Genomic DNA, 23,078 nt, shown 5'->3' on the forward strand with positions numbered 1-23,078 from the left:
GCGAATGCCGATGCCCCCTGACGATTCCGCCCTGTCGCTGCTCCCCGACCATCCGCTCGCCGCGCACAACACGTTCGGCATCGCCGCGACCGCGCGCTTGGCCGCGCGCATCACGCATGCGTCGCAGTTCGAGGCGCTCCACCGCGATCCGCGCGTCGCGAACCTGCCGTCGCTCGTGCTCGGCGGCGGCAGCAACGTCGTGTTCACGCGCGATTTCGACGGCATCGTGCTGCTCGACGAGATCGCGGGCCGCCGCGTCGTGCGCGAAGACGACGACGCGTGGTACGTCGAGGCCGGCGGCGGCGAGAACTGGCACGCATTCGTCGCATGGACGCTCGAGCACGGGATGGCGGGCCTCGAGAACCTCGCGCTGATCCCGGGCACGGTCGGTGCCGCGCCGATCCAGAACATCGGCGCATACGGCCTCGAGATGAAGGCGTATTTCGACTCGCTGGTCGCGGTGGAACTGGCGACGGGGCGCAGCGAGCGCTTCGACGCCGCGCGCTGCGCGTTCGGCTACCGCGACAGCTTCTTCAAGCGCGAAGGGCGCGGCCGGTTCGCGATCGTGGCGGTGACGTTCCGGCTACCGAAGCAATGGACGCCGCGGCTCGGCTACGCGGACGTCACGCGCGAGCTCGACGCGCGCGGCATCGCGCCCGACGCGGCCGCGCCGCGCGACGTGTTCGACGCGGTCGTCGCGATCCGCCGCGCGAAGCTGCCCGACCCGCTCGTGCTCGGCAACGCGGGCAGTTTCTTCAAGAATCCGGTGATCGATGCCGAGCAGTTCGATGCGCTGCGCGCCCGCGCGCCCGAGGTCGTGTCGTATCCGCAGCCGGACGGGCAGGTCAAGCTCGCGGCCGGCTGGCTGATCGACCGCTGCGGCTGGAAGGGGCGCGCGCTGGGCGCGGCGGCCGTGCACGACCGCCAGGCGCTCGTGCTCGTCAATCGCGGCGGCGCGACGGGCGCCGACGTGCTGGCGCTGGCGCGGGCGATCCAGCACGACGTGTTCGCGAAATTCGGCGTCGAGCTCGAGCCCGAACCGGTCTGCCTGTAACGCGGGCGCCTTCGCGTCGCTTTCCTCGCGCCCAAACAGAAAGCGCCGATCGACGACGATCGGCGCTTTTTTATGCGGATGCGTTCCGGCGCGTCAGTGCTTGAGGCGGCCGAGCAGCAGGAACTCCATCAGCGCCTTCTGCACGTGCAGGCGGTTTTCCGCTTCGTCCCACACGACGCTCTGCGGGCCGTCGATCACGCCGGCCGTCACTTCCTCGCCGCGGTGCGCGGGCAGGCAGTGCATGAAAAGGGCGTCGGGGTTCGCGTGGCCCATCATTTCCTCGTCGACGCACCAGTCGGCGAACGCCTGCTTGCGCGCCTCGTTCTCGGCCTCGAAGCCCATGCTGGTCCACACGTCGGTGGTGACGAGATCGGCGCCCTTGCATGCTTCGTTCGGGTCGTCGAACACCTCGTAGAACGGCGCGCTGCCGGGCGATACGAGCTTCATGTCGAGCGCGTAGCCGGGCGGCGTGGACAGGCGCAGCTTGAAGCCGAGGATCTGCGCGGCTTCGATCCACGTGTACAGCATGTTGTTCGCATCGCCGACCCACGCAACCGTCTTGCCGGCGATCGGGCCGCGGTGCTCGTAGTACGTGAAGATGTCGGCGAGCACCTGGCACGGGTGGTATTCGTTCGTCAGCCCGTTGATCACCGGCACGCGGGAGTTCTCCGCGAAACGCGTGATGACCTCCTGCTCGAACGTGCGGATCATGATGATGTCGACCATGCGCGAGATGACCTGCGCGGAATCCTCGACGGGTTCGCCGCGGCCGAGCTGCGTGTCGCGCGTGCTCATGAAGACGGCGTGACCGCCGAGCTGGAAGATCCCGGCCTCGAACGACAGGCGCGTGCGCGTCGAGCTCTTCTCGAAGATCATCGCGAGCGTGCGGTCGTGCAGCGGGTGATAGGTCTCGTAGTTCTTGAACTTGCGCTTCAGGATACCCGTGCGTTCGAGCACGTACTCGTAGTCTTCCAGCGAGAAATCCTTGAACTGCAGGTAGTGACGAATGGTTTTGGCGGTCATGAAACGAAATACGGCGGGTCTCACCCGGCAGCGAAGCCGGACGGCGCCGCCGTCGGGTGTGGATAACTCAAAGCAGCATAAAGGATTTTCTGTGCTTTGACGAGCCGGGGAGCGAAGCGGGGCACGATCGCCGCGCGCGGCGCACGGCGCGGGAGAAGGGCCGTCGGGGCGACGCGCAATGGCGCGCTGCGGTATAATTCGAAAGTTTTCTCCAGCCCGGCAGGCAAGCCGCTTCGCGCTCTGCCGGACACAAGCCGTGCGCTGCACAAATCCGGTGCAGTCCGCCGGCGGCGCGCGCCGACGTCCTGTTTTCGGGATATCGGAATGCCCGTGCCGCCGTCCGTTTCCGCTTTGTGTTCGCGTATCCAGGCGCCGTTGCCTGGACATCGCCGGGCCGTCACTTGGGTAACCACATGGCTGAAACCCCTCCGACCGAATTCTTCATCCAGGGCATCACGAAAGACGGGAAAAAGTTTCGCCCGAGCGACTGGTCGGAACGTCTGGCCGGTGTGATGGCCTGCTTCGGGCCGGGGGCCAGCGGGCCGAACGCACGTCTCAAGTATTCGCTGTACGTGCGTCCGACGATGCTCGGCGACCTGAAATGCGTGATCCTCGATTCCCGGCTGCGCGACATCGAGCCGATGGCGTTCGATTTCGTGCTGAATTTCGCGAAGGACAACAACCTCGTCGTCACCGAGGCGTGCGAACTGCCCGACTACGACGCGAAGAAGTGATGCCGGCCCGCAGGATGCGCGGGCGACAGGCAACAAAAAAGCCCGCCTAGGCGGGCTTTTTTGCGATCGCAGGAAACAGGAACGCCCGCGTGAGCGGGCGCACCGGATTTACGCTGCTGCCTGCAGACCCTTGACGGCTGCGGCGAGGCGGCTCTTGCTGCGAGCGGCCTTGTTCTTGTGAACGATCTTCTTGTCGGCGATCGTGTCGATCGTCTTCACGGCAGCCTTGAACAGCTCGGCAGCCTTTGCCTGGTCGCCGGCTTCAACAGCCTTGCGAACCGACTTGATCGCGGTACGGAATTTCGAGCGCAGCGCCGAGTTGTGCGAGTTTGCCTTCGCGGCCTGGCGGGCGCGCTTGCGTGCTTGTGCGGAGTTAGCCATGACGGTTCCTTATCCTGTCCTGTTTCCAGAGCTTGGAGCCTGACGGCCAAGCGCTGCTTTTCGATCCGTCCCCTGAGAACGATTGCCCAGGGGCGCATAAAAAAACGGTGATTTTAACCGAGGCCGGGACATGAAAACGGCAGTTGCCGTGCATGTACGAGCCCAGAAACCGGCGATTATAGCAACAAAATCAATCGAGTGACAAGTTTCAAGTGACACCGGGCAGGCGGGGCGTCGGCGGCGGGCGCGCTTTTCGGCATCGGCCGCTGGCCGGGCCACGCAACGTCCGTATAATAAGCGCCCCATGAATCTATTCCGAGCCCTGCTGACGGTCAGCGGCTTCACGCTGCTGTCGCGCGTGACCGGTCTGGCCCGCGAGACGCTGATCGCCCGTGCGTTCGGCGCCAGTCAATACACCGACGCGTTCTACGTCGCCTTCCGTATCCCGAACCTGCTGCGCCGCCTGTCCGCCGAAGGCGCGTTCTCGCAGGCGTTCGTGCCGATCCTCGCCGAGTTCAAGAACCAGCAGGGGCACGATGCGACCAAGGCGCTCGTCGACGCGATGTCCACGGTGCTTGCGTGGGCGCTTGCCGTGCTGTCGGTCGTCGGGATCGCCGGCGCGTCGTGGGTCGTGTTCGCGGTCGCGTCCGGCCTGCACAGCGACGGGCAGGCATTCCCGCTCGCGGTCACGATGACCCGCATCATGTTCCCGTACATCGTGTTCATTTCGCTGACGACGCTCGCGTCCGGCGTGCTGAACACGTACAAGAGCTTCTCGCTGCCCGCGTTCGCGCCGGTGCTGCTGAACGTCGCGTTCATCGCCGCGGCCGTGTTCGTCGCGCCGCACCTGAAGGTGCCGGTGTTCGCGCTCGCGTGGGCGGTGATCGTCGGCGGCGTGCTGCAGTTCCTCGTGCAGCTGCCGGGCCTGAAGAAGATCGACATGGTGCCGCTGATCGGCCTGAACCCGCTGCGCGCGCTGCGCCACCCCGGCGTGAAGCGCGTGCTCGCGAAGATGGTGCCCGCGACGTTCGCGGTGTCGGTCGCGCAACTGTCGCTGATCATCAACACCAACATCGCGTCGCGGCTCGGGCAGGGCGCCGTGTCGTGGATCAACTACGCCGACCGCCTGATGGAATTCCCGACGGCGCTGCTCGGCGTCGCGCTCGGCACGATCCTGCTGCCGAGCCTGTCGAAAGCGCACGTCGATGCCGATTCGCACGAATATTCGGCGCTGCTCGACTGGGGGCTGCGCGTCACGTTCCTGCTGGCGGCGCCGAGTGCGCTTGCGCTGTTCTTCTTCGCGACGCCGCTCACCGCGACCCTGTTCAACTACGGCAAGTTCGACGCGCATACCGTCACGATGGTCGCGCGCGCGCTCGCGACCTACGGGATCGGCCTCGTCGGCATCATCCTGATCAAGATCCTCGCGCCGGGCTTTTATGCGAAGCAGGACATCAAGACACCGGTGAAGATCGCGATCGGCGTGCTGATCGTCACGCAGATCTCGAACTACGTGTTCGTGCCGCTGATCGGCCATGCGGGCCTGACGCTGAGCATCGGCGTCGGCGCGTGCCTGAATTCGCTGCTGCTGTTCCTCGGGCTGCGCAAGCGCGGCATCTACCAGCCGTCGCCGGGCTGGCTGCGCTTTTTCGTACAGTTGTTCGGCGCGACGCTCGTGCTCGCCGGCCTGATGCACTGGCTGTCGATCAGCTTCGACTGGACCGGGATGCGCGCGCAGCCGCTCGATCGCATCGCGCTGATGGCCGCGTGCCTCGTGCTGTTCGCTGCACTATATTTCGGTATGTTGTGGGTGATGGGCTTCAAATACGCTTACTTCAGAAGGCGCGCCAAGTGACGACCGCAATGACCCGCGTCCTCGACTACTTCAGCACGCTCGTGGCGGACGACGACAGTCTGCCCGTCACGGAAGCGGCGCTGTCGCTGGCGCAGGACGCGTATCCCGACCTCGACCTGCAGGGCACGCTGGCCGAACTCGACATGCTGGCGGCGCGGCTGAGCCGGCGGCTCGCCGACGATACGGACCTGAAAGGCCGCGTCGCCGCGCTGAACGACTTCTTCTTCCGCGAGCTCGGCTTCGCGTGCAATCACAACGATTACTACGACCCCGATAACAGCCACCTGAACGCCGTGCTGAAACGGCGCCGCGGGATTCCGATCTCGCTGTCGGTGCTGTATCTGGAGCTTGCCGAGCAGATCGGCGTGCCGGCGCGCGGCGTATCGTTCCCCGGCCATTTCCTGCTGCGCGTCACGCTGCCGGACGGCGACCTGATCATCGATCCGGCCAACGGCCATTCGCTGTCCGAGGCGGAGATGGTCGAGATGCTCGAGCCGTACGTCGCGCGTGCGGCCGGCGCGGTCGACAGCGCGTTGCGCGCGCTGCTGCAGCCGGCGACGAGCCGCGAGATCATCGCGCGGATGCTGCGCAACCTGAAGACGATCTATCTTCAGACGGAGCGCTGGCAGCGGCTGCTCGCGGTGCAGCAGCGGCTCGTGATCCTGTTGCCCGAGCAGCTCGACGAAATCCGCGACCGCGGTTTCGCGTATGCGCGGCTCGATTACCTGCGCCCCGCGCTCGAGGATCTCGAGCAGTATCTCGGCGAGCGGCCGGACGCGGATGACGCCACCGTCGTCGAGTCGCAGGTGTCCGAATTGCGGCAGCGGATGCAGCGCGACGGCGAGGACTGAGCCGCCGCCGCTCGGCCACGGGAAGCCCGAACGTAGAAACGCCCGCGATGCGGGCGTTTTTTTTGCGCTTATTTCGGCTGCATCCGGATCGCGCCGTCGAGGCGGATCACTTCGCCGTTGAGCATCGGATTCTCGACGATCTGGCGCACCAGCAGCGCATATTCGGCCGGTTTGCCGAGCCGCGGCGGGAACGGCACCATCGCGCCGAGCGCGTCCTGCACGTCCTGCGGCATGCCGAGCAGCATCGGCGTCTCGAACAGGCCGGGCGCGATTGTCATCACGCGGATGCCGCTGCGCGACAGGTCGCGCGCGATCGGCAGCGTCATTCCCGCGACGCCGGCCTTCGACGCCGCGTACGCGGCCTGGCCGATCTGGCCGTCGAACGCGGCGACCGACGCGGTGCTGACGATCACGCCGCGCTCGCCTTCCGCGTTGGGCGCGGTGGCGGCCATCGCGGCGGCCGCGAGCCGGATCATGTTGAACGTGCCGACGAGGTTCACGTTGATCGTCTTCGCGAATACGTCGAGCGAATGCGGGCCGTCCTTGCCGACGGTCTTCGCGGCGGGCGCGATGCCCGCGCAGTTCACGAGGCCGCGCAGCGTGCCCGCGCGCGTCGCGGCGTCGACGGCCGCCTGCGCGTCGGCCTCGCGCGACACGTCGCAGTGCACGAAGCGGCCGCCCAGCTCGGCCGCGAGCGCCGTGCCCGCCGCGTCGTTCAGGTCGGCGAGCACGACCGTGCCGCCTGCCTGCGCGAGCATCCGCGCGGTGCCGGCGCCGAGGCCCGACGCACCGCCCGTGATCAGAAACACGTTGCCGCGAATTTCCATGTCCGTCTCCTTTGTCGATCGCTCCTGGCGCGTCAGCGCGGGGTGCTCCCATGCCGACGCGCTTGGCTTTCGCTCACGCTTCAACGCAGGTTGCGCATCCACGCAAAGCCGCTGTCCGGTCCGATGCCGCGCGACCGGTTGAAATGTCGGCACACCGGTCGCGGCGGCACCCGCACCCGACCGATTGTACGGGGCACCGTCGCGCGGCGGCGACACCGGAACGGCCGTGCGCATTCTCCAAACGTAAAAAAAGCCGCCCGGAAAGGGCGGCTTGCGGGAGCGCGACGCGCTGCTTACTTCAGTGCGTCAAACGCGCGCTCGCGGATTTCCTCGACGCTGCCGAGGCCCGAGATCTTGCGATACTGCGGCGCCTTCAGGCCGTTTTCCTCGCCGCGCTGCGCCCAGTCGCCGTAGTACTTGATCAGCGGCTTGGTCTGCGATTCATACACTTCGAGACGTTTCTTGACGGTTTCTTCCTTGTCGTCGTCGCGCTGGATCAGCGGTTCGCCCGTCACGTCGTCGTGGCCTTCGACCTTCGGCGGGTTGAACTTCACGTGGTACGTGCGGCCCGATGCCGGGTGCGTGCGGCGGCCGCTCATGCGCTCGATGATTTCCGAGAACGGCACGTCGATTTCGAGCACGTAGTCGATCGCGACGCCGGCGTCCTTCATCGCGTCGGCCTGCGCGATCGTGCGCGGGAAGCCGTCGAACAGATAGCCGTTCGCGCAATCGGATTCCTTCAGGCGTTCCTTGACGAGGCCGATGATCAGGTCGTCCGTCACGAGCTTGCCCTCATCCATGAAGCGCTTCGCTTCGATGCCGAGCGGCGTGCCGGCCTTCACGGCCGCGCGCAGCATGTCGCCCGTCGAGATTTGCGGGATGCCGAATTTTTCCTTGATGAAGTTTGCCTGGGTGCCCTTTCCCGCGCCGGGCGCGCCCAACAGGATCAAACGCATGGTGATATCTCCAAGTATGTAGATTCGTCTGGCGAGACGCAAAAAACGCCGGCGACGACGGGCGCGGGGCTTGCCTGGCGCGTGGCGGACCGGTCTGATGCGGCGCGTCGGCTAGGGCGACGCGCGGCTGCCGGCAGGGCCGCGGGCGGGGTCAAGCGAGGACGCGCTGGTCGCGGGCGGCTCGCACAATCGCCTGATTATGCCACGGGTTATTTTGAAGCCGGCCGAAAAAGGGCCTGCACGCGCGTGAGATCGGCCGGCGTGTCGATGCCGGCTTCCGGCGCGGACTCGGTGATCAGCACTGCGATGCGCTCGCCGTGCCAGAGCGCGCGCAGCTGTTCGAGCTGCTCGGCCTGTTCGATCGGCGCCTGCGCGAGCGTCGGATAGGTGCGCAGGAAACGCGCGCGATACGCGTAGAGGCCGATATGCCGGTAGACCGGCAAAGCCGGCGCAGGCATGGCCGCGACGTCGGGCCAGTGCGGCTGGTACGCGTCCCGGCTCCACGGAATCGGCGCGCGCGAGAAGTACAGCGCGACGCTCTGCGCGTCGAGCGCGACCTTCACGACGTTCGGGTTGAACACGTCGGCCGCGTCGTGGATCGGGTGGGCGGCCGTCGCGATCGCGCACGCCGGATGCGCGGCGAGGTGCGACGCTACGTCGCGCACGAGGACGGGGTCGATCAGCGGCTCGTCACCCTGCACGTTGACGACGACGGTGTCGTCGCTCCAGCCGAACGTCGCCGCGACTTCCGCGAGCCGGTCGGTGCCGGACGGATGGTCGGCGCGCGTCAGCACCGCTTCGAAGCCGTGATCGCGCGCCGCATCGAGCACGCTCTGCGCGTCGGACGCGACCAGCACCTGCTGCGCGCCCGCTTCGCGCGCGCGCTCGGCGACGCGCACGACCATCGGCTTGCCGCCGAGATCGGCGAGCGGCTTGTTCGGGAGCCGCGTCGACGCGAGCCGGGCGGGAATGACGGCGATGAAGGGTTGCGGGTGAGTCATCGGGGCGGCGCGGTGAGAAGAACGAAGCGGGCGGTGCGTCTGGTGCGGCCGCCCGGCGGGGTTCGGCGCGCGGGCCGCGGACGGGCCGCGGCTCGGGCCGGGATCGGGGTGAGCGGCTTAGCGGCCGGCCGGGTCGACCGGCGTGCCTTCGACGGTCTGGCGCGCTTCGTCGACCAGCATCACGGGGATGCCGTCGCGGATCGGGTATGCGAGCTTGTCCGCATTGCAGATCAGCTCCTGCGCGGCACGGTCATAGTGGAGCGGGCCTTTGCAGATAGGGCACACAAGGATTTCAAGCAGGCGAGCGTCCACGGAGTTTCTCCACAACGAGGGCAATGAGGCGAGGGTCGAGCGCGGCTTCGACGGGGACGACCCACAGTCGGGCATCGCGCCAGGAAGCGCCCAATTTTACTGCATCCTTCTCGGTGATCAGGATCGCATCGACGGCGTCGTCGACGAACGGATTGTCGGCGAACGCGTAGTGGTCGGGCAGCGCGCGCGTCGCGGGGGCGAGGCCGGCCGCGCGCAGCGTCGCGAAGAAGCGTTCCGGCGCGCCGATGCCGGCCGCGGCGAGCACGCGCTCGTGCGCGAACTGCGACAGCGGGCGGCGCAGCGCGGGCTGGTCGAGGTGCCATGCGGCGCCCGGCGTGAGCGCGAGCGAATAGGTGTCGGGCCACGGCGGCAGCGCGCCGCTGTACGGATCGTTGACGAGCGTCGCGTCGCGGTGCCGCGACAGCGGCTCGCGCAACGGCCCGGCCGGCAGCAGGAAGCCGTTGCCGCCGAGCCGGTGGTCGAACACGACGAGTTCGACCGTGCGCGCGAGGCGGTAGTGCTGCAGGCCGTCGTCGCTGACGATGACATCGACGTCCGGATGCGCGGCGCGCAGCGCCTGAGCGGCCGCGACGCGATCGGGGCACACCCAGACGGGCGCGCCGGTGCGGCGGGCGATCAGCAGCGGCTCGTCGCCGCCTGTGGCGGCGCGCGACGCGGGCGTGACGGCGGTCGGCGCCTTCACCGTCGCGCCGTAGCCGCGCGACACGATGCCGGGCGTGAAACCGGCCGCCCGCAACGCGTCGACGAGTGCGATCACGGTCGGTGTCTTGCCGGTGCCGCCGACGGTCACGTTGCCGACCACGACGACGGGCACGCCGACGTCGACCGGCTTCTTCCAGCCTTGCGCGTAGGCGGTGCGCCGCAGCGCCGCGCACAGGCCGAACACGCACGCGAACGGCGTGAGCGCCCACGCGAGCGCGCCGCGGCGCTGCCATTCGCGCGTCAGGCGCGCTTCGAGCCGCGCGAGCGGGCCGTCGGGCGCGCTCATCGGGCCGGGCGCGGCAGGTCGTGCGCCGCGGCGTGGGACGGATTCGTCAAGGCGGATTCTCCGTTGGGCGGCGCATGCCGCGGGGTCTGCGGAAGGCGGCACTCTAGCGCGCCGCGGGCGGGCGCGGCAAGCGCGACCGGCCGCCGCAGCCCGCGGGGACGGATCATGACGGCTTGTGGATAACTCTGTGAAGAACTCCCCGTTCGATTGCGTCAAACGCCCGCCGGGTGGGCCTCGAATCGGATGAGAATCATTCCGAAAGGTTTAAAAATATATAAAAATCAATGCGTTACAACAAATCGTCTGGGTTTTTACGCGGTTTTCCCGCGTTTTACGCCGACGATTGCCAAAGTGTGGACACTTTTCGCGCATCGGCGCGCACGCGGTGCGCCGCTGGACGCCGCGCGCATGTCGGACTATCGTGTCGCCGCCAGCATTCATCCGACCGTCCATGCCTTCCGACTCCCCATTTGCCGCACCGGGCGCCACCCGCGGCGGCGACGAAGTGATTCCCGTTTCGGCGCTCAATCGTTCGATTTCGACGATGCTCGAGCGTACGTTTCCGCTGCTGTGGATTTCGGGCGAAGTGTCCAATTTCACGCGCGCCGCGAGCGGTCACTGGTACTTCTCGATCAAGGACCAGCAGGCGCAGATGCGCTGTGTGATGTTCCGCGGACGCGCGCAATACGCGGAATTCACGCCGCGCGAAGGCGACCGGATCGAGGTGCGCGCGGTCGTCACGATGTACGAGCCGCGCGGCGAAGTGCAGCTCAACGTCGAGGCCGTGCGGCGCACCGGGCAGGGGCGCTTGTACGAAGCGTTCCTGCGGCTGAAGGCGCAGCTCGAGGGCGAAGGGCTGTTCGCGCCCGAGCGCAAGCGGCCGCTGCCGGCGCATCCGCGCGCGATCGGCATCGTCACGTCGCTGCAGGCGGCCGCGCTGCGCGACGTGCTGACCACGCTCGCGCGCCGCGCGCCGCACATTCCGGTGATCGTGTATCCGGCGCCCGTGCAGGGAGCCGGTTCCGCCGAAAAGCTCGTCGCGGCCGTCGAGACCGCGAATGCGCGCCGCGAGGTCGACGTGCTGCTGGTCTGTCGCGGCGGCGGCTCGATCGAGGATCTGTGGTCGTTCAACGACGAGGCGCTCGCGCGCGCGATCGCGGCGAGCGCGTTGCCGGTGGTCAGCGGCGTCGGGCACGAAACCGATTTCACGATCGCCGACTTCGCGGCCGACCTGCGCGCGCCGACACCGACCGGCGCGGCCGAGCTCGCGAGCCCGCAGCGCGCGCTGCTGCTGCGCGAGGTGGAAGAGCGCCAGCGTGCGCTCGCGCGCGGCATCGCGCGCCGGCTGGAGCAGCGTGCGCAGCAGCTCGACTGGCTTGCGCGCCGGCTCGTGAGCCCGGCCGAGCGGCTGCAGCGGCAGCGCACGCACGTCGAGCAGCTCGCGGTGCGGCTGGCGTCGGCGGCGTCGCGGCCGGTGCGCGACGCGCGCGCGCGTTTCGCGCTCGCGCAACTGCGCTGGCAGCGTGCGCGGCCCGATCCGTCGCAGGCGCGCCAGGCGCTGGCGGGGCTGTCTCAACGTCTCGCGCTGGCCTTGCAGCGCCGTCACGAACGCGACACGGCCCGCGTGTCGGCCTGTGCGGCGAGGCTCGAGGTGCTGAGCCCGCAGCGCACGCTCGAGCGCGGCTATGCGGCGCTGATCGATGCGCAGACGGGCCGCGCGGTGCGCACGCCGAACGCGCTGAAGCCGCAGCGCCGCCTGACCGTGCATCTCGCCGAAGGCTCGGCCGACGTGTCGCTGGCCGACGTGCAGCCGCGGTTGTCCGATACGATCTGATGCAAGCGGTGCAAGCGGTGCAAGCGGTGCAAGCGGTGCAAGCGGTGTAACGCGACATGCGGGTTGTCGCAACGGACCCGTCGCGCACAGGAACGGATACTGCGCATCGTCCGGCTCGTCCTGCCGGACGTTGCGCCAACATCGCTTTTCCGCATACCGCGGATAAATGGCCCGTGAGTTTGCGGGGTTATTCGTCCTCGCCTACAATCGGACGCTCGGCAGCATTCAACACAAGCCCCCCTACATACTCAACGAAGGAATCGCCATGGCTCATACGCTCCCGCCGCTCCCGTACGCTGAAGACGCACTCGCGCCGACGATCTCGAAAGAGACGATCGAGTACCACTACGGCAAGCATCATCAGGCTTATGTGACGAACCTGAACAATCTGATCCCGGGCACGGAATTCGAAAACCTGCCGCTGGAAGAGATCGTGAAGAAATCGTCGGGCGGCATCTTCAACAACGCCGCGCAAATCTGGAACCACACGTTCTTCTGGAACAGCCTGTCGCCGAACGGCGGCGGCGCACCGACGGGCGCGCTGGGCGACGCGATCAACGCGAAGTGGGGTTCGTACGACGCATTCAAGGAAGCGTTCACGAAGGCTGCAGTCGGCACGTTCGGTTCGGGCTGGGCATGGCTCGTGAAGAAGGCGGATGGTTCGCTCGACATCGTGTCGACGAGCAACGCTGCGACGCCGCTGACGACCGCCGACAAGGCACTGCTGACGATCGACGTGTGGGAACACGCGTACTACATCGACTACCGCAACGCACGTCCGAAGTTCGTCGAAGCGTTCTGGAACATCGTGAACTGGGACTTCGCAGCGAAGAACTTCGCGTAAGTCCGGCGCATGCGCGTCGCCACGGCGCGCGGCACTAGCAGAAAAGCCCTCGAAACGAGGGCTTTTTTATTTTTGTCACCGGGATATGCGCTGCGAGCGCCGGATCAGGCCGCAACGCCGAGCCCCCAGCCGAGCGCCGCGCTCGCGATCACGACGGCCCACGGCGGCACGCGCCAGAACACTAGTGCGACGAATGCGACGAGCGCGGCGGCCAGATCGCGCGGCGCCGCGATCGTGTCGGTCCAGACCGGGTGATAGAACGCCGCGAGCAGCAGCCCGACGACGGCCGCATTCACGCCCGCGAGCGCGGCCTGCATCCGCGTGCTGCGGCGCAGGCGCGCCCAGAACGGCGCGGTGCCGGCCACCAGCAGGAACGACGGCGCGAAGATCGACACCAGCGCGATCGTGCCGCCGAGCCAGCCGTTCGGCGGGTTGCGCAGCGACGCACCGAGGAACGCGGAGAACGTGAATAGCGGCCCCGGCACGGCCTGTGCGACGCCGTATCCGGCCAGGAACGCCGCATCGCCGACCCAGCCGGGCGCGACCACGGCCGCCTGCAGCAGCGGCAGCACCACGTGCCCGCCGCCGAACACGAGCGCCCCCGTGCGGAAGAACGCATCGACGACGGCCAGCGTATCGGAGCGCAGCGCGCGGGCCGCGAACGGCAGCACGACGAGGAGCGCTGCGAACAACGCGAGCCACAGCACACCCGCGCGCGGCGACACGTGCAGCGGCAACGGATCGTGCGCGTCGCGCGCCGGTTGCGGCAGCAGCACGAGGCCCGCCAGTCCGGCCGCGACGATCACGACAACCTGCGTCCACGCGGCCGGTGCGAGCAGCGTGACGCAGGCGGCCGCGGCCATCAGCGTGACGCGGCGCGCATCCGGGCACAGCGTGCGCGCCATGCCCCACACGGCGTGCGCAATCACCGCGACCGACACGATGCGCAGCCCGTGCAGCGCACCGGCTTCGATCGGCGCACCGCTCGCATGCACGCCGATCGCGAACAGCATCATCAGCAACGCCGACGGCAGCGTGAAGCCGAGCCACGCGGCGAACATGCCCGCGTAGCCGGCGCGCGCGAGGCCGATCGCCATCCCGACCTGGCTGCTCGCGGGCCCCGGCAGGAACTGGCACAACCCGACGAGATCCGCGTACGTGCGCTCGGTGAGCCAGCCGCGCCGCGTGACGAACTCGGCGCGGAAGTAGCCGAGATGCGCGACCGGGCCGCCGAACGACGTGAGGCCGAGCCGCAGGAACGCGATGAATACCGGCCACGGATGGCGGGAGGAAGCGGTCGACGTGCTCAAGGCGGTGAAGGCGGAGGAACGGACGAGCCGCCACGATAGCGCAACGCGGCGACGGCGGGGCGGCCGCGCGATGGGCGTCGCCGCACTCGCGGCCCGGCGTTCAGCGCATGCCGTCGGGCAACCCGCTCGCGCGCCGCAGCGCATCGACGTCGACGAGCTCGATCTCGCCGACGTGCAGCCGCACGACGCCGTCGGCCTGCAGCGCCTTCAGCAACTGGTTGGTGGTCTGCCGCGTCAGCGACAGCATCGCCGCGAGCTTTTCCTGCGACAGCCGGATGCGGGTGCGGCCGGCGCTGATCCCGCCATAGCCGTCGGCGATCATCAGCAGGCGGGCGGCAAGCCGCTGCGCGGCCGGCATCACGCTCATCGATTCGACGGTCAGGAAGCTCAGGCGCAGCTTCTGCGCCATCAGCAGCGCGAAGTGCCGCCAGTATTGCGGTGTCGCGTCGAGGATCGCGAGCAGGGCGGCCTGCGGGACGTGCAGCAGTAGCGTGTCGTCGAGCGCGATCGCATCGTGCGTGCGCGGCTGGCCGTCGAACAGCGCGATTTCGCCGAACCAGGTTACGGGCTCGGCCACCGTCAGCAGCGCTTCCTTGCCCTGCGGGTCGACCGCACCTATCGTGAGTGAACCGGCCAGTACCGCGTACAGCCCGCACGGCGGGTCGCCGCGCCGAAACAGCGCATGGCCGGCCGGCAGCCGGCGCAGCGCCGCGCGGGCGAGCAGGTCCGCGCGCAACGCGGGCGGCAGCGCGGCGAACCACGGGTTCGCTTCGATCTGCGGCAGGTACGGGGCGAGCGAAGAGGGCATGGACACGCGATGTCGGGTAGCTGACAGAGGTTCTCGGGCGTGACGCGCATCATAGCGCTCAATAACCGGCCAGGAGACACGATGAAAACGCTCGAAGACCATCTTTCCCAGTATGCGGCCTACCACCGCGACGCGCGCAACATCGCGACGCATCTGGTCGGCATTCCGATGATCGTTTTTGCGGTCCAGGTGCTGCTGTCGCGGCCGGCGCTCGGGACGCCGGCCGGCGTCGCGCTGTCGCCGGCGCTGCTGCTGGCCGTCGCGTTCGCGGTGTTCTACCTGCGTCTGGACCTGCGGTTCGGGATCGTGATGACCGTACTGTTCGCGCTCGGCCTGTGGGCCGCGCAAACGATCGCGTTGCTGCCGACCGCCCAATGGCTCGCGACCGGCATCGGCGCGTTCGTCGTCGGCTGGATCGTGCAGTTCGTCGGCCACTGGTTCGAAGGACGCAAGCCCGCTTTCGTCGACGATCTGATCGGCCTGATGGTCGGGCCGTTGTTCGTCGTCGCCGAGGTCGCGTTCTTCGCGGGGCTGCGCGGCGACGTGCGCCGCGAAGTCGAGCGGCGGGCCGGCCCCGTGCACGGCGGCGCGCATTCGCATGTCTGATGCGCCGGTCTGCGTGTTCGGCGCGGGCGCCGTCGGCTGCTATCTCGGCGGCCGGCTCGCGGCGGCCGGCACGGGCGTGACGCTCGTCGGCCGTGCGCGAATCGGCGACGCGATCGGCCGGCACGGGTTGACGCTGACCGACCAGCGCGGTTATCGCGCGACGCTCGCGCCGGCCGGCGTCGTGTTTGCCACCGATCCGGCGGCCGCGGCCACCGCGCGGCTCGTGCTCGTGACGGCGAAATCGGCCGCGACGCGCGAGGCCGCCGCGCAGCTTGCCGGCGTGCTGCGGCCGGGCACGGTCGTGATCAGCTTCCAGAACGGCCTGCACAACGCCGACGCGCTGCGTGAAGCGCTGCCGCAGGCCACCGTGCTGGCCGGCATGGTGCCGTTCAACGTGATCGAGCGCGCGCCCGGCGCGTTTCACCAGGGCTCGGCCGGCATGCTGGCGGCCGACGCGTCACCGGCGCTGCAGCCGTTCGCCGGTGCCTTCGCGCGTGCCGGGCTGCCGCTCGCGTTGCACCGCGACATGCGGGCCGTCCAGTGGGCGAAGCTGCTGCTCAACCTGAACAATGCGGTGAACGCGCTCGCGAACCTGCCGCTGCGCGACGAACTCGCGCAACGTGCGTACCGGCGCTGCGTCGCGCTTGCGCAGCGTGAGGCGCTGCACTGGCTGACGCGCGCTGCCATCCGGCCGGCGCGGCTGACGCCGTTGCCGGCCGCGTGGATTCCGGCCGTGCTCGATCTGCCCGATCCCGCGTTTCGCGTGCTCGGCGGCCGGATGCTCGCGATCGATCCGCTCGCGCGTTCGTCGATGTCCGACGATCTCGCGGCGCGGCGAGCGACGGAAGTCGAATGGATCAACGGCGAGGTCGTGCGGCTGGCCGCGCGCTTCGGCGCGCAGGCACCCGTCAATGCGCGGCTGTGCGCGCTCGTGCACGACGCGGAACGCGCGGCGGCGCGCCCGGCCTGGCGCGGCGATGGGCTGTGGGCCGAACTGACCGCGCAGGCGCCCGCGGGCGACGTGCGGGCCGCATAGCGGGCGGCGCAGCCCGTCGCGCGGAGCGTGCGCGAACCCGCACGGGGCGAGCAGCGGCTAAGATGCGGAGTGCGTCATACGACGCCTATGCGGAGCCGTCATCATGGTGGATCGCCCGACTTTCGATGCCTACGACGCGCAGGCCGCGCCCGACGGCATGTACGCGCTGCTGGAGCAGCACTTCTCGCCGGGGCCGACCGCGGATATCGGCTGCGGAGCCGGGCGCGATACGGCCTGGCTCGCGTCGCGCGGCTTCGACGTGCGCGGCTACGACGCGAGCGCCACGCTGCTCGACGAGGCGCGGCGCTGCCATCCCGACCTCACTTTCGAGCTGGCCGTGCTGCCCGCGCTGGCCGGCGTGCCGTCCGGCGCGTTTCGCAACGTGCTGTGCGAAACGGTCGTCATGCATCTCGAACAGGCCGACGCGGCGGCGGCCGCCGCGCGGCTGGTCGAACTGCTGATGCCGGGCGGCACGTTGTACCTGAGCTGGCGGGTAGCCGGAAACGGCGCGTTGCGCGACGAGCGCGGCCGCCTTTACACGCCGCTGGATGCGGCGCGGATGCGCGCGGCGCTCGGCGCCGGCGTGCAGGTGATCGACGAGCACGAGGTCGTCAGCGCGTCGTCCGGCAAGCACGTCCACCGGCTGATCGTACGCAAGGCCGCCGCCGCATGACGGCGGCGCGGCGGCGCGCTCACTCGCGGTTGAGCGCCGCTTCCCAGTTGATGTCGACGCAGAGCACCTGCATGCCGGTGGCGACCGGCGCGGCGATCGACGCGGTCACGCACAGGTGCGCCTCGTTGATCGACAGGTAGGGCGGCGTCAGGTGCACGCGGCCCGGCGCGCGCATCGCGTCGATGAAGTACGGGCGCCGTTCCCAGCTCGCGCCTTCGGAGTGCAGCAGCGGCCGGAAGCGCTTGGCGCGCTGCGAGACGCTGCCGCGCGCGAGCACGTTGTCGCCGATCTGGCGCCCCGACGCGTCGAGCAGGAAGCAGCGCGCGGTCTCGGGCAGCCCGAGTACGACGGCCGCTGCATCGGTGAGCGGTTCGCCCGCACCGAGTTTCCGGCTCGCTTCCTCGAGCGCCGCGACGTACGGCGCCAGCCGCAGCGCCTGCGTGCGCTCGCGCTTCGCGACGCGCAGCCGCAACGCGGCCGACAGCGTATCCATGCAGCCCGCGGCAGCCTGCGGCTGCACCGGGTCGACGCTCGGCCCCGCGAAATACTGGCCCTGCACGAAATCGACGTCGCATTCCAGCGCGATCAGCGCGTCGCGCTCGGTCGCGAGCCCGCCCATCAGGACGAGCTGGCCGGATTCGTGCAGCAGCGACACGAGCCCCGGCAGCACGCGTTCGAGATGCGAGTGCTCGCTCGCCTGCGCGAGAATGCCGCGGTCGAGCGTGACGATGTCGGGATGCAGGTGCCACACGCGGTCGATGTTCGAATGCTTCGCGCCGAACCCGACCAGCGCGATCAGGAAGCCGGCCTTGCGCAGCCCGTCGACGATCGCCGCGTAGCGCGGCGTCTCGCCGCCCGCCTGCTCGGGCACTTCGAGCACCACGCGGTGCGGCGGCAGCCCGAGCGCCTTCAGGTTCGCGAGCAGCGCGTCGCTGTAGACGGTGTCCATCAGCGCGGCCGGATGCAGGCTCAGGAAGAGCCATTCGTCATGGCTGTCGAACGCATGGAAGTTGCCGAGATGCAGCGATTCGGCGAGCCGGCCGAGCTCGAGCAGGTCGCCGCGCCGCGCCGCCTGCGTGAACACCTCGTGCGACGCCACCTGGCGGCTTTCCTCGTCGTGCGCACGCAGCGACGCGTGATAGCCGATCGCCCGGCGGTGCGACACCGAGAAAACGGGCTGGAACACGCTGAAGACGGTGTAGCCGCCGTACAGCACGGTGCGCCGGTTCCCGTCGTCGCCGGCGACGGGGCGGGGCGGCTGAAAGCCGGGGGGATCGATGTCGATCATGCTCATGATGTCGGCCGAAGGAAGACTGCCAGTTTACCTAGAGAATAGGTCAGCAAGAAGCGTGCACGGCATCGTACGCCGTGCGGCGGCGCGTCGCGCTCGGGCCGCCGGCGCCGCGACCGGTGCGGCAGCCGATACCGCGGCCGCATCGCGGGGCGCACTGCACCGCAATGGTGCGCGCCGACCCGGTTCGGCGCGCGTGCCGCATCACGTACGCTCGGACGGGTCGGTCTTGCGCGCGGTGCTCCGGATCTCGGGCGCGAGCTGCGCGAAGATCCACGCGGAAGCCGCCGTGATGATCCCGACGCAGAGGAACGTCGCATGGAACGCCGGCAGCGTGTTGCTCGGCGTCACGGTGCGCAGCATGCCCGTGAACGTCGCGAGCAGCGCGCCCGCGACCGTGACGCCGAGGCTCATCGACAGCATCTGCACGAGCGAGAACAGGCTGTTGCCGCTGCTCGCGCCGCCCGTGCCGAGATCCTTCAGCGTCAGCGTGTTCATCGCGGTGAACTGCATCGAGTTGAAGCCGCCGAACAGCGCGAGATGCACGACCTTCACCCAGACGGGCACCGTGTCGCGCATCAGCGCGAAGCTCGCCATCATCACGCCGACCATGATCGTGTTCGCGAGCAGCACCTTGCGATAGCCGTGCCGCGTGATCAGGCGCGTGATAATCCGCTTCGAGAACATCCCGGCCGCCGCCACCGGCAGCATCATCAGCCCGGCCTCGAACGCCGAGTAGCCGAGGCTCACCTGCAGCAGCAGCGGGATCAGGTACGGCATCGCGCCGCTGCCGATCCGCGCGAACAGGTTGCCGAGCAGCCCGACGCTGAACGTGTGGATCCTGAACAGTTCGAGCGAGAAGATCGGCTGCGGCGCGCGCACCGCGTACAGCCCGTACGCGACGAAGCACGCGAGGCTCAGGATCAGCAGCACGAGCACGGCCGCGTGCTGCATGCCGAGATCGGCGAGCCCGTCGAGCGACAGCGAGATCGCGACCATGCCGATCGTCAGCAGCAGATAGCCCTTCAGGTCGAAGCGGCCGACGGCCGGGTTGCGCGCATCGGGCATCGAATAGAAGGTCGCGATGCAGCCGGCGACGCCGACCGGCACGTTGATCAGGAAAATCCAGTGCCACGACGCGATCTTCACGAGCCAGCCGCCGAGCGTCGGCCCGATCAGCGGGCCGATCAGGCCGGGGATCGCGACGAACGACAGCGCGGGCAGGTAGCGTTCGGCCGGGAACGTGCGCAACACCGCGAGCCGTCCGACCGGCAGCAGCATCGCGCCGCCGACGCCCTGCACGACGCGGAACGCGACGAGCTGCGTCAGCGTATGCGCGTTCGCGCACAGCAGCGAGCCGAGCGAGAACACCAGGATCGCGCTGAAGAACACGCGCCGCGTGCCGAACGTATCGGCGAGCCAGCCCGATACGGGGATCATTACCGCCATCGTCAGCGAGTACGCGATCACGACCGACTGCATCCGCAGCGGCGATTCGCCGAGGCTCGCGGCCATCGACGGCAGCGCGGTGTTGACGATCGTCGAGTCGAGCGTCTGCATGAAGAAGCCCGTTGCGACGAGCCAGAGCATCACGGTGAGGTTTTTTTCGCCGGGGGCGGCGGCAGGCGGGCGCTGGAACATGAGGGCGGGGGCGGTGGCGCGGGACAGCCGACATTGTAGGGAAAGCCATCGCATCGTGCCGGTTCGGCGCGAAGCCCGGCAGGCCGGCGCCCGTCCTCGTCGAATGACCAGTACAGTTCGGTCGAAAGTGTCTGCAACCGTATCTGTCCGTGTGCTGCCGCTGTCCGGAATACTGGTGCCATCGGACCCGTGCGACAGGAGGCTGCGATGCGCGAACTGCGAATTTACGTGATCGACGGCGACGAGCCGGCCGGTCGGTGGCGGATCGTCGATCGCACCGCGCTGGAGGTGGCCGACGGCGAGGTGTGGGTGACGATCGAGGGCCGGCCCGACGATCACTGGCTCGGCGCCGGGGATTCGCTGACGCTTGCGCCCGGCATGCGCGTCTGGGTCAGCGCCGTGGCGCAGGGCGCGACGTTCACGTTCGGTCCGCTCGAGGTGCCGGCCACGCGTGCCGCGCACGCATGGTGGCGGCCGCTCGTCGCGTGGCGCGACGGCCGGCGTCACGCGCCCGCATCGCTGCCGACGTAGTGATCGGGGCCGGATCGGCTTTCCGTTCGTTCGCGGATCGTTCGAACGCAGGTGCGATCCGGCATGCGGCTTTCGGCGATTCGCGCGATCGACATGATTCGCGCGCGGCTTCGTCGCGTGCGGGTCGAGCGAACGCCCGGTCGACCCGCACATTCACGATTGCTCGCGACGGTCGCGACTCCTAGACTCGATCTAGTCTCCCCACCGCCCGTTTCGCCATGACACCCGAACTCGCGTTGACGCATCTGTGGAAGCTCGCACGCGGCGACCCCGGCGCGCTGGCCCGCGCGACCGTGACGGGGCACGACCCGACGTTGCCGTCGACCTTCCGGGTCGGCACGCTCGCCGCGGCGACGATCGCGGCGGCCGGGCTCGCGGCGGCCGAATGCCACCGGCTTCGCACGGGTGTCGCGCAATCGGTCGACGTCTCGGTGCGCGACGCGCTCGTCGCGTTCCGCAGCGAACGCTACCTGCGTGTGAACGACGGCCCGCCGCCGGCGCTGCGTCATTCGGTGACGGGCTTCTACGACACGCGCGACGGCCGCTGGATCCAGTTGCACGCGAACTTCCCGCATCACCTGCACGGGATCCTCGACGTACTCGGCTGCGATGCGCAGCGCGACGACGTCGCCTCGGCGATCCGTACGCGGGACGGCGCGGCGCTCGAGACCGCGCTGGCCGACGCCGGGCTGTGCGCCGCATTGATCAGAACACCTGACGAGTGGGCGGCGCACGAGCAGGCGCGCGCGATCGCGGCGCTGCCGCTGTTCGAGGTCGAGCGGATCGGCGCTGCGCCGCGCGAGCCGATCGGCCGCGGCGAAGCCGGCCACGCGCTCGCCGGTGTGCGCGTGCTCGATCTCACGCGCATCATCGCGGGGCCGGTCGCGGGCCGCACGCTGGCGTCGTACGGCGCGCATACGCTGCTCGTCAATGCCCCGCACCTGCCGAACATTGCGCCGCTCGTGATCGACAACGGGCGCGGCAAGCGTTCGACCTGGATCGACCTGCGCGATGCGGCCGGCGTCGATACGCTGCACGCACTCGTACGCGATGCGGACGTGTTCGTGCAGTCGTATCGCCCCGGCGCGCTCGCGGCGCGCGGCTTCGGGCCGCAAGACCTGGCGGCGCTCAGGCCAGGCATCGTGTACGTGTCGATCTCGGCCTACGGGCATGCGGGGCCGTGGGCGCAGCGGCGCGGCTTCGACAGCCTCATGCAGTCGGCGAGCGGGATCGCGTGGCAGGAACAGCAGGCCGCGCATGCGCATGCGCCGGGCCACCTGCCGTGCCAGGCGCTCGATCATGCAACGGGTTATCTGGCGGCGTTCGGCGCGATGATCGCACTCGCGCGGCGCTCGCGCGAAGGGGGAAGCTGGCACGTGCGCGTGTCGCTCGCGCAGACGGGGCGCTGGCTGCAGTCGTTCGGCATCCTGCCGGACGGCCTGCGGGCGCCCGATTTCGCGCTCGCGGACGTGCGCGACCGCATGGAGCGCATCGCGTCGCCGTTCGGCACACTCGACGCGGTGCTGCCGGCCGAGCGGCTGTCGGCGACTCCGCCGTCGCTTGCGCGAGCGCCCGTGCCGCCCGGCACCGACGACGCGCGCTGGCTGTGAGCGCCGCCGGTGCGGCACAGTTACTTGCGCAGTTCGACGACGAAGTCGTAGTAGTCGTTGCGGCAGTAGGTATCGGTCAGTTCGATGGCCCGCTGGTCCGACGTATAGCCGATCCGCGTGATCAGCAGCAGCGCGTCGTGCGGGGCGATGCCCATCTGTTCGGCGATCTCGTCGGTCGCGTTGACCGCGCGGAAATGCTGCAGCGCGCGCACGATCGGCGTGCCGCGCGCTTCGAGATAGCTGTACAGCGAGCCGGCGATCGCCTGCGGATCGGGAATCAGCGTCGCGGGGAACGTCGAGTTCTCGACGGCCATCACGATGCCGTCGGCGAGGCGCAGGCGTTTCAGGCGCGTGACCGACGCGGCCGGCGACAGCCCGAGCTGGATCACTTCGTCTCGGTTCGCCGGCTGGATCTCGCGCGCGAGCCATTGCGAGCTCGGCTTGAAGCCGCGCCGCTCGAGCATTTCGCTGAAGCTCGACAGCCGCGACAGCGGATCCTCGTAGCGCGGCTGGATGAAGTTGCCGGCGCCCTGCGTGCGGCGAATCAGCCCCTGTTCGACGAGCAGCGCGATCGCCTTGCGCGCGGTGATGCGCGATACGCCGAGCGCGTCGGACAGCACGCGCTCGGACGGCAACGCTTCGCCGGCCGTCCAGCGGTTGTCGTGGATCGCGTCGCCGAGCTTGCGGGCGAGCTGCAGGTAGAGCGGCGTGTCGTTGTCGGGGTCGGGGCGCAGGTCCTGCCAGCGGTCGTCCGTGGATGCCTTCATGGAATGGGTATCGATCAGGTTGCGGCCATTCTAAGTCATCGCGTCGCGCCGTTATAGCCGGTTTTTGCCGTGCAATAGGTGAATCGCGTGCCGATTGACTACACTGATGCGTCGTATTCCCTGC

General features: G+C 69.1%; 23 protein-coding genes. 11 read left to right on the forward strand and 12 right to left on the reverse strand.

Going from position 1 to position 23,078, the window contains the following annotated elements; all coding sequences use genetic code 11:
* Positions 1 to 4: 4 nt before the first annotated feature.
* A complete protein-coding gene (gene murB, locus HWX08_RS14625; protein WP_174920612.1) occupies positions 5 to 1,054 on the forward strand; it encodes a UDP-N-acetylmuramate dehydrogenase in 1,050 nt (349 codons plus the stop codon).
* Between the two features lie 93 nt (positions 1,055 to 1,147).
* Here the strand turns inward: murB and argF are convergent, their stop codons facing one another.
* Positions 1,148 to 2,077, reverse strand: a complete 930-nt coding sequence (gene argF / locus HWX08_RS14630; RefSeq protein ID WP_069257417.1) for an ornithine carbamoyltransferase — start codon at positions 2,075 to 2,077, stop codon at positions 1,148 to 1,150.
* A 413-nt stretch (positions 2,078 to 2,490) separates the two neighbouring features.
* Here argF and HWX08_RS14635 point away from each other — a divergent pair, with 413 nt between their 5' ends.
* Positions 2,491 to 2,811, forward strand: a complete 321-nt coding sequence (locus HWX08_RS14635) for a DUF3579 domain-containing protein (RefSeq protein ID WP_069257416.1) — start codon at positions 2,491 to 2,493, stop codon at positions 2,809 to 2,811.
* A 108-nt stretch (positions 2,812 to 2,919) separates the two neighbouring features.
* Here the strand turns inward: HWX08_RS14635 and rpsT are convergent, their stop codons facing one another.
* Positions 2,920 to 3,192 (reverse strand): 30S ribosomal protein S20, encoded by a 273-nt coding sequence (gene rpsT / locus HWX08_RS14640; protein WP_006482211.1) that lies wholly within the window; start codon positions 3,190 to 3,192, stop codon positions 2,920 to 2,922.
* Positions 3,193 to 3,496: 304 nt separating this feature from the next.
* Here rpsT and murJ point away from each other — a divergent pair, with 304 nt between their 5' ends.
* The gene (gene murJ / locus HWX08_RS14645) at positions 3,497 to 5,047 is read left to right on the forward strand and encodes a murein biosynthesis integral membrane protein MurJ (protein WP_174920611.1); all 1,551 of its coding nucleotides are present in this window, start codon (positions 3,497 to 3,499) and stop codon (positions 5,045 to 5,047) included.
* Positions 5,048 to 5,055: 8 nt separating this feature from the next.
* The gene (locus HWX08_RS14650) at positions 5,056 to 5,898 is read left to right on the forward strand and encodes a SirB1 family protein (RefSeq protein WP_069258055.1); all 843 of its coding nucleotides are present in this window, start codon (positions 5,056 to 5,058) and stop codon (positions 5,896 to 5,898) included.
* Between the two features lie 68 nt (positions 5,899 to 5,966).
* On the opposite strand, the gene HWX08_RS14655 is transcribed toward HWX08_RS14650, so the two are convergent.
* From HWX08_RS14655 to lpxK, 5 genes are all read right to left on the reverse strand, one after another.
* Positions 5,967 to 6,725: an SDR family NAD(P)-dependent oxidoreductase gene (locus HWX08_RS14655; RefSeq protein WP_174920610.1), complete on the reverse strand. Its 759-nt coding sequence runs from the start codon at positions 6,723 to 6,725 to the stop codon at positions 5,967 to 5,969.
* Positions 6,726 to 7,018: 293 nt separating this feature from the next.
* Positions 7,019 to 7,681 carry an adenylate kinase gene (gene adk / locus HWX08_RS14660; RefSeq protein ID WP_069257413.1) on the reverse strand — a complete coding sequence of 221 codons (663 nt, stop codon included), beginning with the start codon at positions 7,679 to 7,681 and terminating at the stop codon, positions 7,019 to 7,021.
* Positions 7,682 to 7,890: 209 nt separating this feature from the next.
* Positions 7,891 to 8,682 carry a 3-deoxy-manno-octulosonate cytidylyltransferase gene (gene kdsB / locus HWX08_RS14665; RefSeq protein ID WP_174920609.1) on the reverse strand — a complete coding sequence of 264 codons (792 nt, stop codon included), beginning with the start codon at positions 8,680 to 8,682 and terminating at the stop codon, positions 7,891 to 7,893.
* Positions 8,683 to 8,799: 117 nt separating this feature from the next.
* Entirely contained in the window at positions 8,800 to 8,994 is a 195-nt protein-coding gene (locus HWX08_RS14670) for a Trm112 family protein (protein WP_010090898.1), read from the reverse strand.
* On the reverse strand, positions 8,975 to 10,003 hold the full coding sequence (gene lpxK, locus HWX08_RS14675; protein ID WP_174920608.1) for a tetraacyldisaccharide 4'-kinase: 1,029 nt from the start codon (positions 10,001 to 10,003) through the stop codon (positions 8,975 to 8,977). Before lpxK ends, HWX08_RS14670 begins: the two co-directional genes overlap by 20 nt.
* 451 nt (positions 10,004 to 10,454) lie before the next feature.
* Here lpxK and xseA point away from each other — a divergent pair, with 451 nt between their 5' ends.
* Entirely contained in the window at positions 10,455 to 11,837 is a 1,383-nt protein-coding gene (gene xseA, locus HWX08_RS14680; RefSeq protein ID WP_174920607.1) for an exodeoxyribonuclease VII large subunit, read from the forward strand.
* 265 nt (positions 11,838 to 12,102) lie between these two features.
* Positions 12,103 to 12,681 carry a superoxide dismutase [Fe] gene (gene sodB, locus HWX08_RS14685; protein WP_006489396.1) on the forward strand — a complete coding sequence of 193 codons (579 nt, stop codon included), beginning with the start codon at positions 12,103 to 12,105 and terminating at the stop codon, positions 12,679 to 12,681.
* A 104-nt stretch (positions 12,682 to 12,785) separates the two neighbouring features.
* On the opposite strand, the gene chrA is transcribed toward sodB, so the two are convergent.
* Complete coding sequence (gene chrA, locus HWX08_RS14690; protein ID WP_174920606.1) at positions 12,786 to 13,991, reverse strand: chromate efflux transporter; 1,206 nt, start codon at positions 13,989 to 13,991, stop codon at positions 12,786 to 12,788.
* A gap of 100 nt (positions 13,992 to 14,091) precedes the next feature.
* Positions 14,092 to 14,799: a Crp/Fnr family transcriptional regulator gene (locus HWX08_RS14695; RefSeq protein ID WP_107313199.1), complete on the reverse strand. Its 708-nt coding sequence runs from the start codon at positions 14,797 to 14,799 to the stop codon at positions 14,092 to 14,094.
* An 81-nt stretch (positions 14,800 to 14,880) separates the two neighbouring features.
* Here HWX08_RS14695 and HWX08_RS14700 point away from each other — a divergent pair, with 81 nt between their 5' ends.
* The 3 genes from HWX08_RS14700 to HWX08_RS14710 all read left to right on the forward strand — a co-directional run bounded on the left by HWX08_RS14700 (position 14,881) and on the right by HWX08_RS14710 (position 17,114).
* Positions 14,881 to 15,405: an Mpo1 family 2-hydroxy fatty acid dioxygenase gene (locus HWX08_RS14700; RefSeq protein ID WP_069257407.1), complete on the forward strand. Its 525-nt coding sequence runs from the start codon at positions 14,881 to 14,883 to the stop codon at positions 15,403 to 15,405.
* Positions 15,398 to 16,441, forward strand: coding sequence for a 2-dehydropantoate 2-reductase (locus HWX08_RS14705; RefSeq protein WP_174920605.1), 1,044 nt, complete (start codon positions 15,398 to 15,400; stop codon positions 16,439 to 16,441). Before HWX08_RS14700 ends, HWX08_RS14705 begins: the two co-directional genes overlap by 8 nt.
* A gap of 103 nt (positions 16,442 to 16,544) precedes the next feature.
* On the forward strand, positions 16,545 to 17,114 hold the full coding sequence (locus HWX08_RS14710) for a class I SAM-dependent methyltransferase (RefSeq protein WP_069257405.1): 570 nt from the start codon (positions 16,545 to 16,547) through the stop codon (positions 17,112 to 17,114).
* Between the two features lie 19 nt (positions 17,115 to 17,133).
* Here HWX08_RS14710 and HWX08_RS14715 read toward each other — a convergent pair whose 3' ends face one another.
* The gene (locus tag HWX08_RS14715; RefSeq protein ID WP_174920604.1) at positions 17,134 to 18,408 is read right to left on the reverse strand and encodes an EAL domain-containing protein; all 1,275 of its coding nucleotides are present in this window, start codon (positions 18,406 to 18,408) and stop codon (positions 17,134 to 17,136) included.
* A gap of 201 nt (positions 18,409 to 18,609) precedes the next feature.
* Positions 18,610 to 20,046 (reverse strand): multidrug transporter subunit MdtD, encoded by a 1,437-nt coding sequence (gene mdtD / locus HWX08_RS14720; RefSeq protein ID WP_069257403.1) that lies wholly within the window; start codon positions 20,044 to 20,046, stop codon positions 18,610 to 18,612.
* 207 nt (positions 20,047 to 20,253) lie between these two features.
* On the opposite strand from mdtD, the gene HWX08_RS14725 reads away from it, so the two are divergent.
* Positions 20,254 to 20,577, forward strand: a complete 324-nt coding sequence (locus HWX08_RS14725; RefSeq protein WP_174920603.1) for a DUF2917 domain-containing protein — start codon at positions 20,254 to 20,256, stop codon at positions 20,575 to 20,577.
* Between the two features lie 218 nt (positions 20,578 to 20,795).
* The gene (locus HWX08_RS14730; RefSeq protein ID WP_174920602.1) at positions 20,796 to 22,187 is read left to right on the forward strand and encodes a CoA transferase; all 1,392 of its coding nucleotides are present in this window, start codon (positions 20,796 to 20,798) and stop codon (positions 22,185 to 22,187) included.
* 20 nt (positions 22,188 to 22,207) lie between these two features.
* On the opposite strand, the gene HWX08_RS14735 is transcribed toward HWX08_RS14730, so the two are convergent.
* Positions 22,208 to 22,954, reverse strand: coding sequence for a GntR family transcriptional regulator (locus HWX08_RS14735; RefSeq protein ID WP_069257400.1), 747 nt, complete (start codon positions 22,952 to 22,954; stop codon positions 22,208 to 22,210).
* Positions 22,955 to 23,078: the final 124 nt, after the last annotated feature.

The sequence above is a fragment of the Burkholderia metallica genome, from assembly GCF_902832845.1.
In the GTDB taxonomy this organism is placed as follows: domain Bacteria; phylum Pseudomonadota; class Gammaproteobacteria; order Burkholderiales; family Burkholderiaceae; genus Burkholderia; species Burkholderia metallica.

Excerpts from the sequence above, each read along its gene's own strand:
- murB (WP_174920612.1), top strand. The coding sequence starts at position 5 with ATGCCGATGCCCCCTGACGATTCCGCCCTGTCGCTGCTCCCCGACCAT.
- argF (WP_069257417.1), bottom strand. The coding sequence starts at position 2,077 with ATGACCGCCAAAACCATTCGTCACTACCTGCAGTTCAAGGATTTCTCG.
- HWX08_RS14635 (WP_069257416.1), top strand. The coding sequence starts at position 2,491 with ATGGCTGAAACCCCTCCGACCGAATTCTTCATCCAGGGCATCACGAAA.
- rpsT (WP_006482211.1), bottom strand. The coding sequence starts at position 3,192 with ATGGCTAACTCCGCACAAGCACGCAAGCGCGCCCGCCAGGCCGCGAAG.
- murJ (WP_174920611.1), top strand. The coding sequence starts at position 3,497 with ATGAATCTATTCCGAGCCCTGCTGACGGTCAGCGGCTTCACGCTGCTG.
- HWX08_RS14650 (WP_069258055.1), top strand. The coding sequence starts at position 5,056 with ATGACCCGCGTCCTCGACTACTTCAGCACGCTCGTGGCGGACGACGAC.
- HWX08_RS14655 (WP_174920610.1), bottom strand. The coding sequence starts at position 6,725 with ATGGAAATTCGCGGCAACGTGTTTCTGATCACGGGCGGTGCGTCGGGC.
- adk (WP_069257413.1), bottom strand. The coding sequence starts at position 7,681 with ATGCGTTTGATCCTGTTGGGCGCGCCCGGCGCGGGAAAGGGCACCCAG.
- kdsB (WP_174920609.1), bottom strand. The coding sequence starts at position 8,682 with ATGACTCACCCGCAACCCTTCATCGCCGTCATTCCCGCCCGGCTCGCG.
- lpxK (WP_174920608.1), bottom strand. The coding sequence starts at position 10,003 with ATGAGCGCGCCCGACGGCCCGCTCGCGCGGCTCGAAGCGCGCCTGACG.
- xseA (WP_174920607.1), top strand. The coding sequence starts at position 10,455 with ATGCCTTCCGACTCCCCATTTGCCGCACCGGGCGCCACCCGCGGCGGC.
- sodB (WP_006489396.1), top strand. The coding sequence starts at position 12,103 with ATGGCTCATACGCTCCCGCCGCTCCCGTACGCTGAAGACGCACTCGCG.
- HWX08_RS14695 (WP_107313199.1), bottom strand. The coding sequence starts at position 14,799 with ATGCCCTCTTCGCTCGCCCCGTACCTGCCGCAGATCGAAGCGAACCCG.
- HWX08_RS14700 (WP_069257407.1), top strand. The coding sequence starts at position 14,881 with ATGAAAACGCTCGAAGACCATCTTTCCCAGTATGCGGCCTACCACCGC.
- HWX08_RS14705 (WP_174920605.1), top strand. The coding sequence starts at position 15,398 with ATGTCTGATGCGCCGGTCTGCGTGTTCGGCGCGGGCGCCGTCGGCTGC.
- HWX08_RS14710 (WP_069257405.1), top strand. The coding sequence starts at position 16,545 with ATGGTGGATCGCCCGACTTTCGATGCCTACGACGCGCAGGCCGCGCCC.
- HWX08_RS14715 (WP_174920604.1), bottom strand. The coding sequence starts at position 18,408 with ATGAGCATGATCGACATCGATCCCCCCGGCTTTCAGCCGCCCCGCCCC.
- mdtD (WP_069257403.1), bottom strand. The coding sequence starts at position 20,046 with ATGTTCCAGCGCCCGCCTGCCGCCGCCCCCGGCGAAAAAAACCTCACC.
- HWX08_RS14725 (WP_174920603.1), top strand. The coding sequence starts at position 20,254 with ATGCGCGAACTGCGAATTTACGTGATCGACGGCGACGAGCCGGCCGGT.
- HWX08_RS14730 (WP_174920602.1), top strand. The coding sequence starts at position 20,796 with ATGACACCCGAACTCGCGTTGACGCATCTGTGGAAGCTCGCACGCGGC.
- HWX08_RS14735 (WP_069257400.1), bottom strand. The coding sequence starts at position 22,954 with ATGAAGGCATCCACGGACGACCGCTGGCAGGACCTGCGCCCCGACCCC.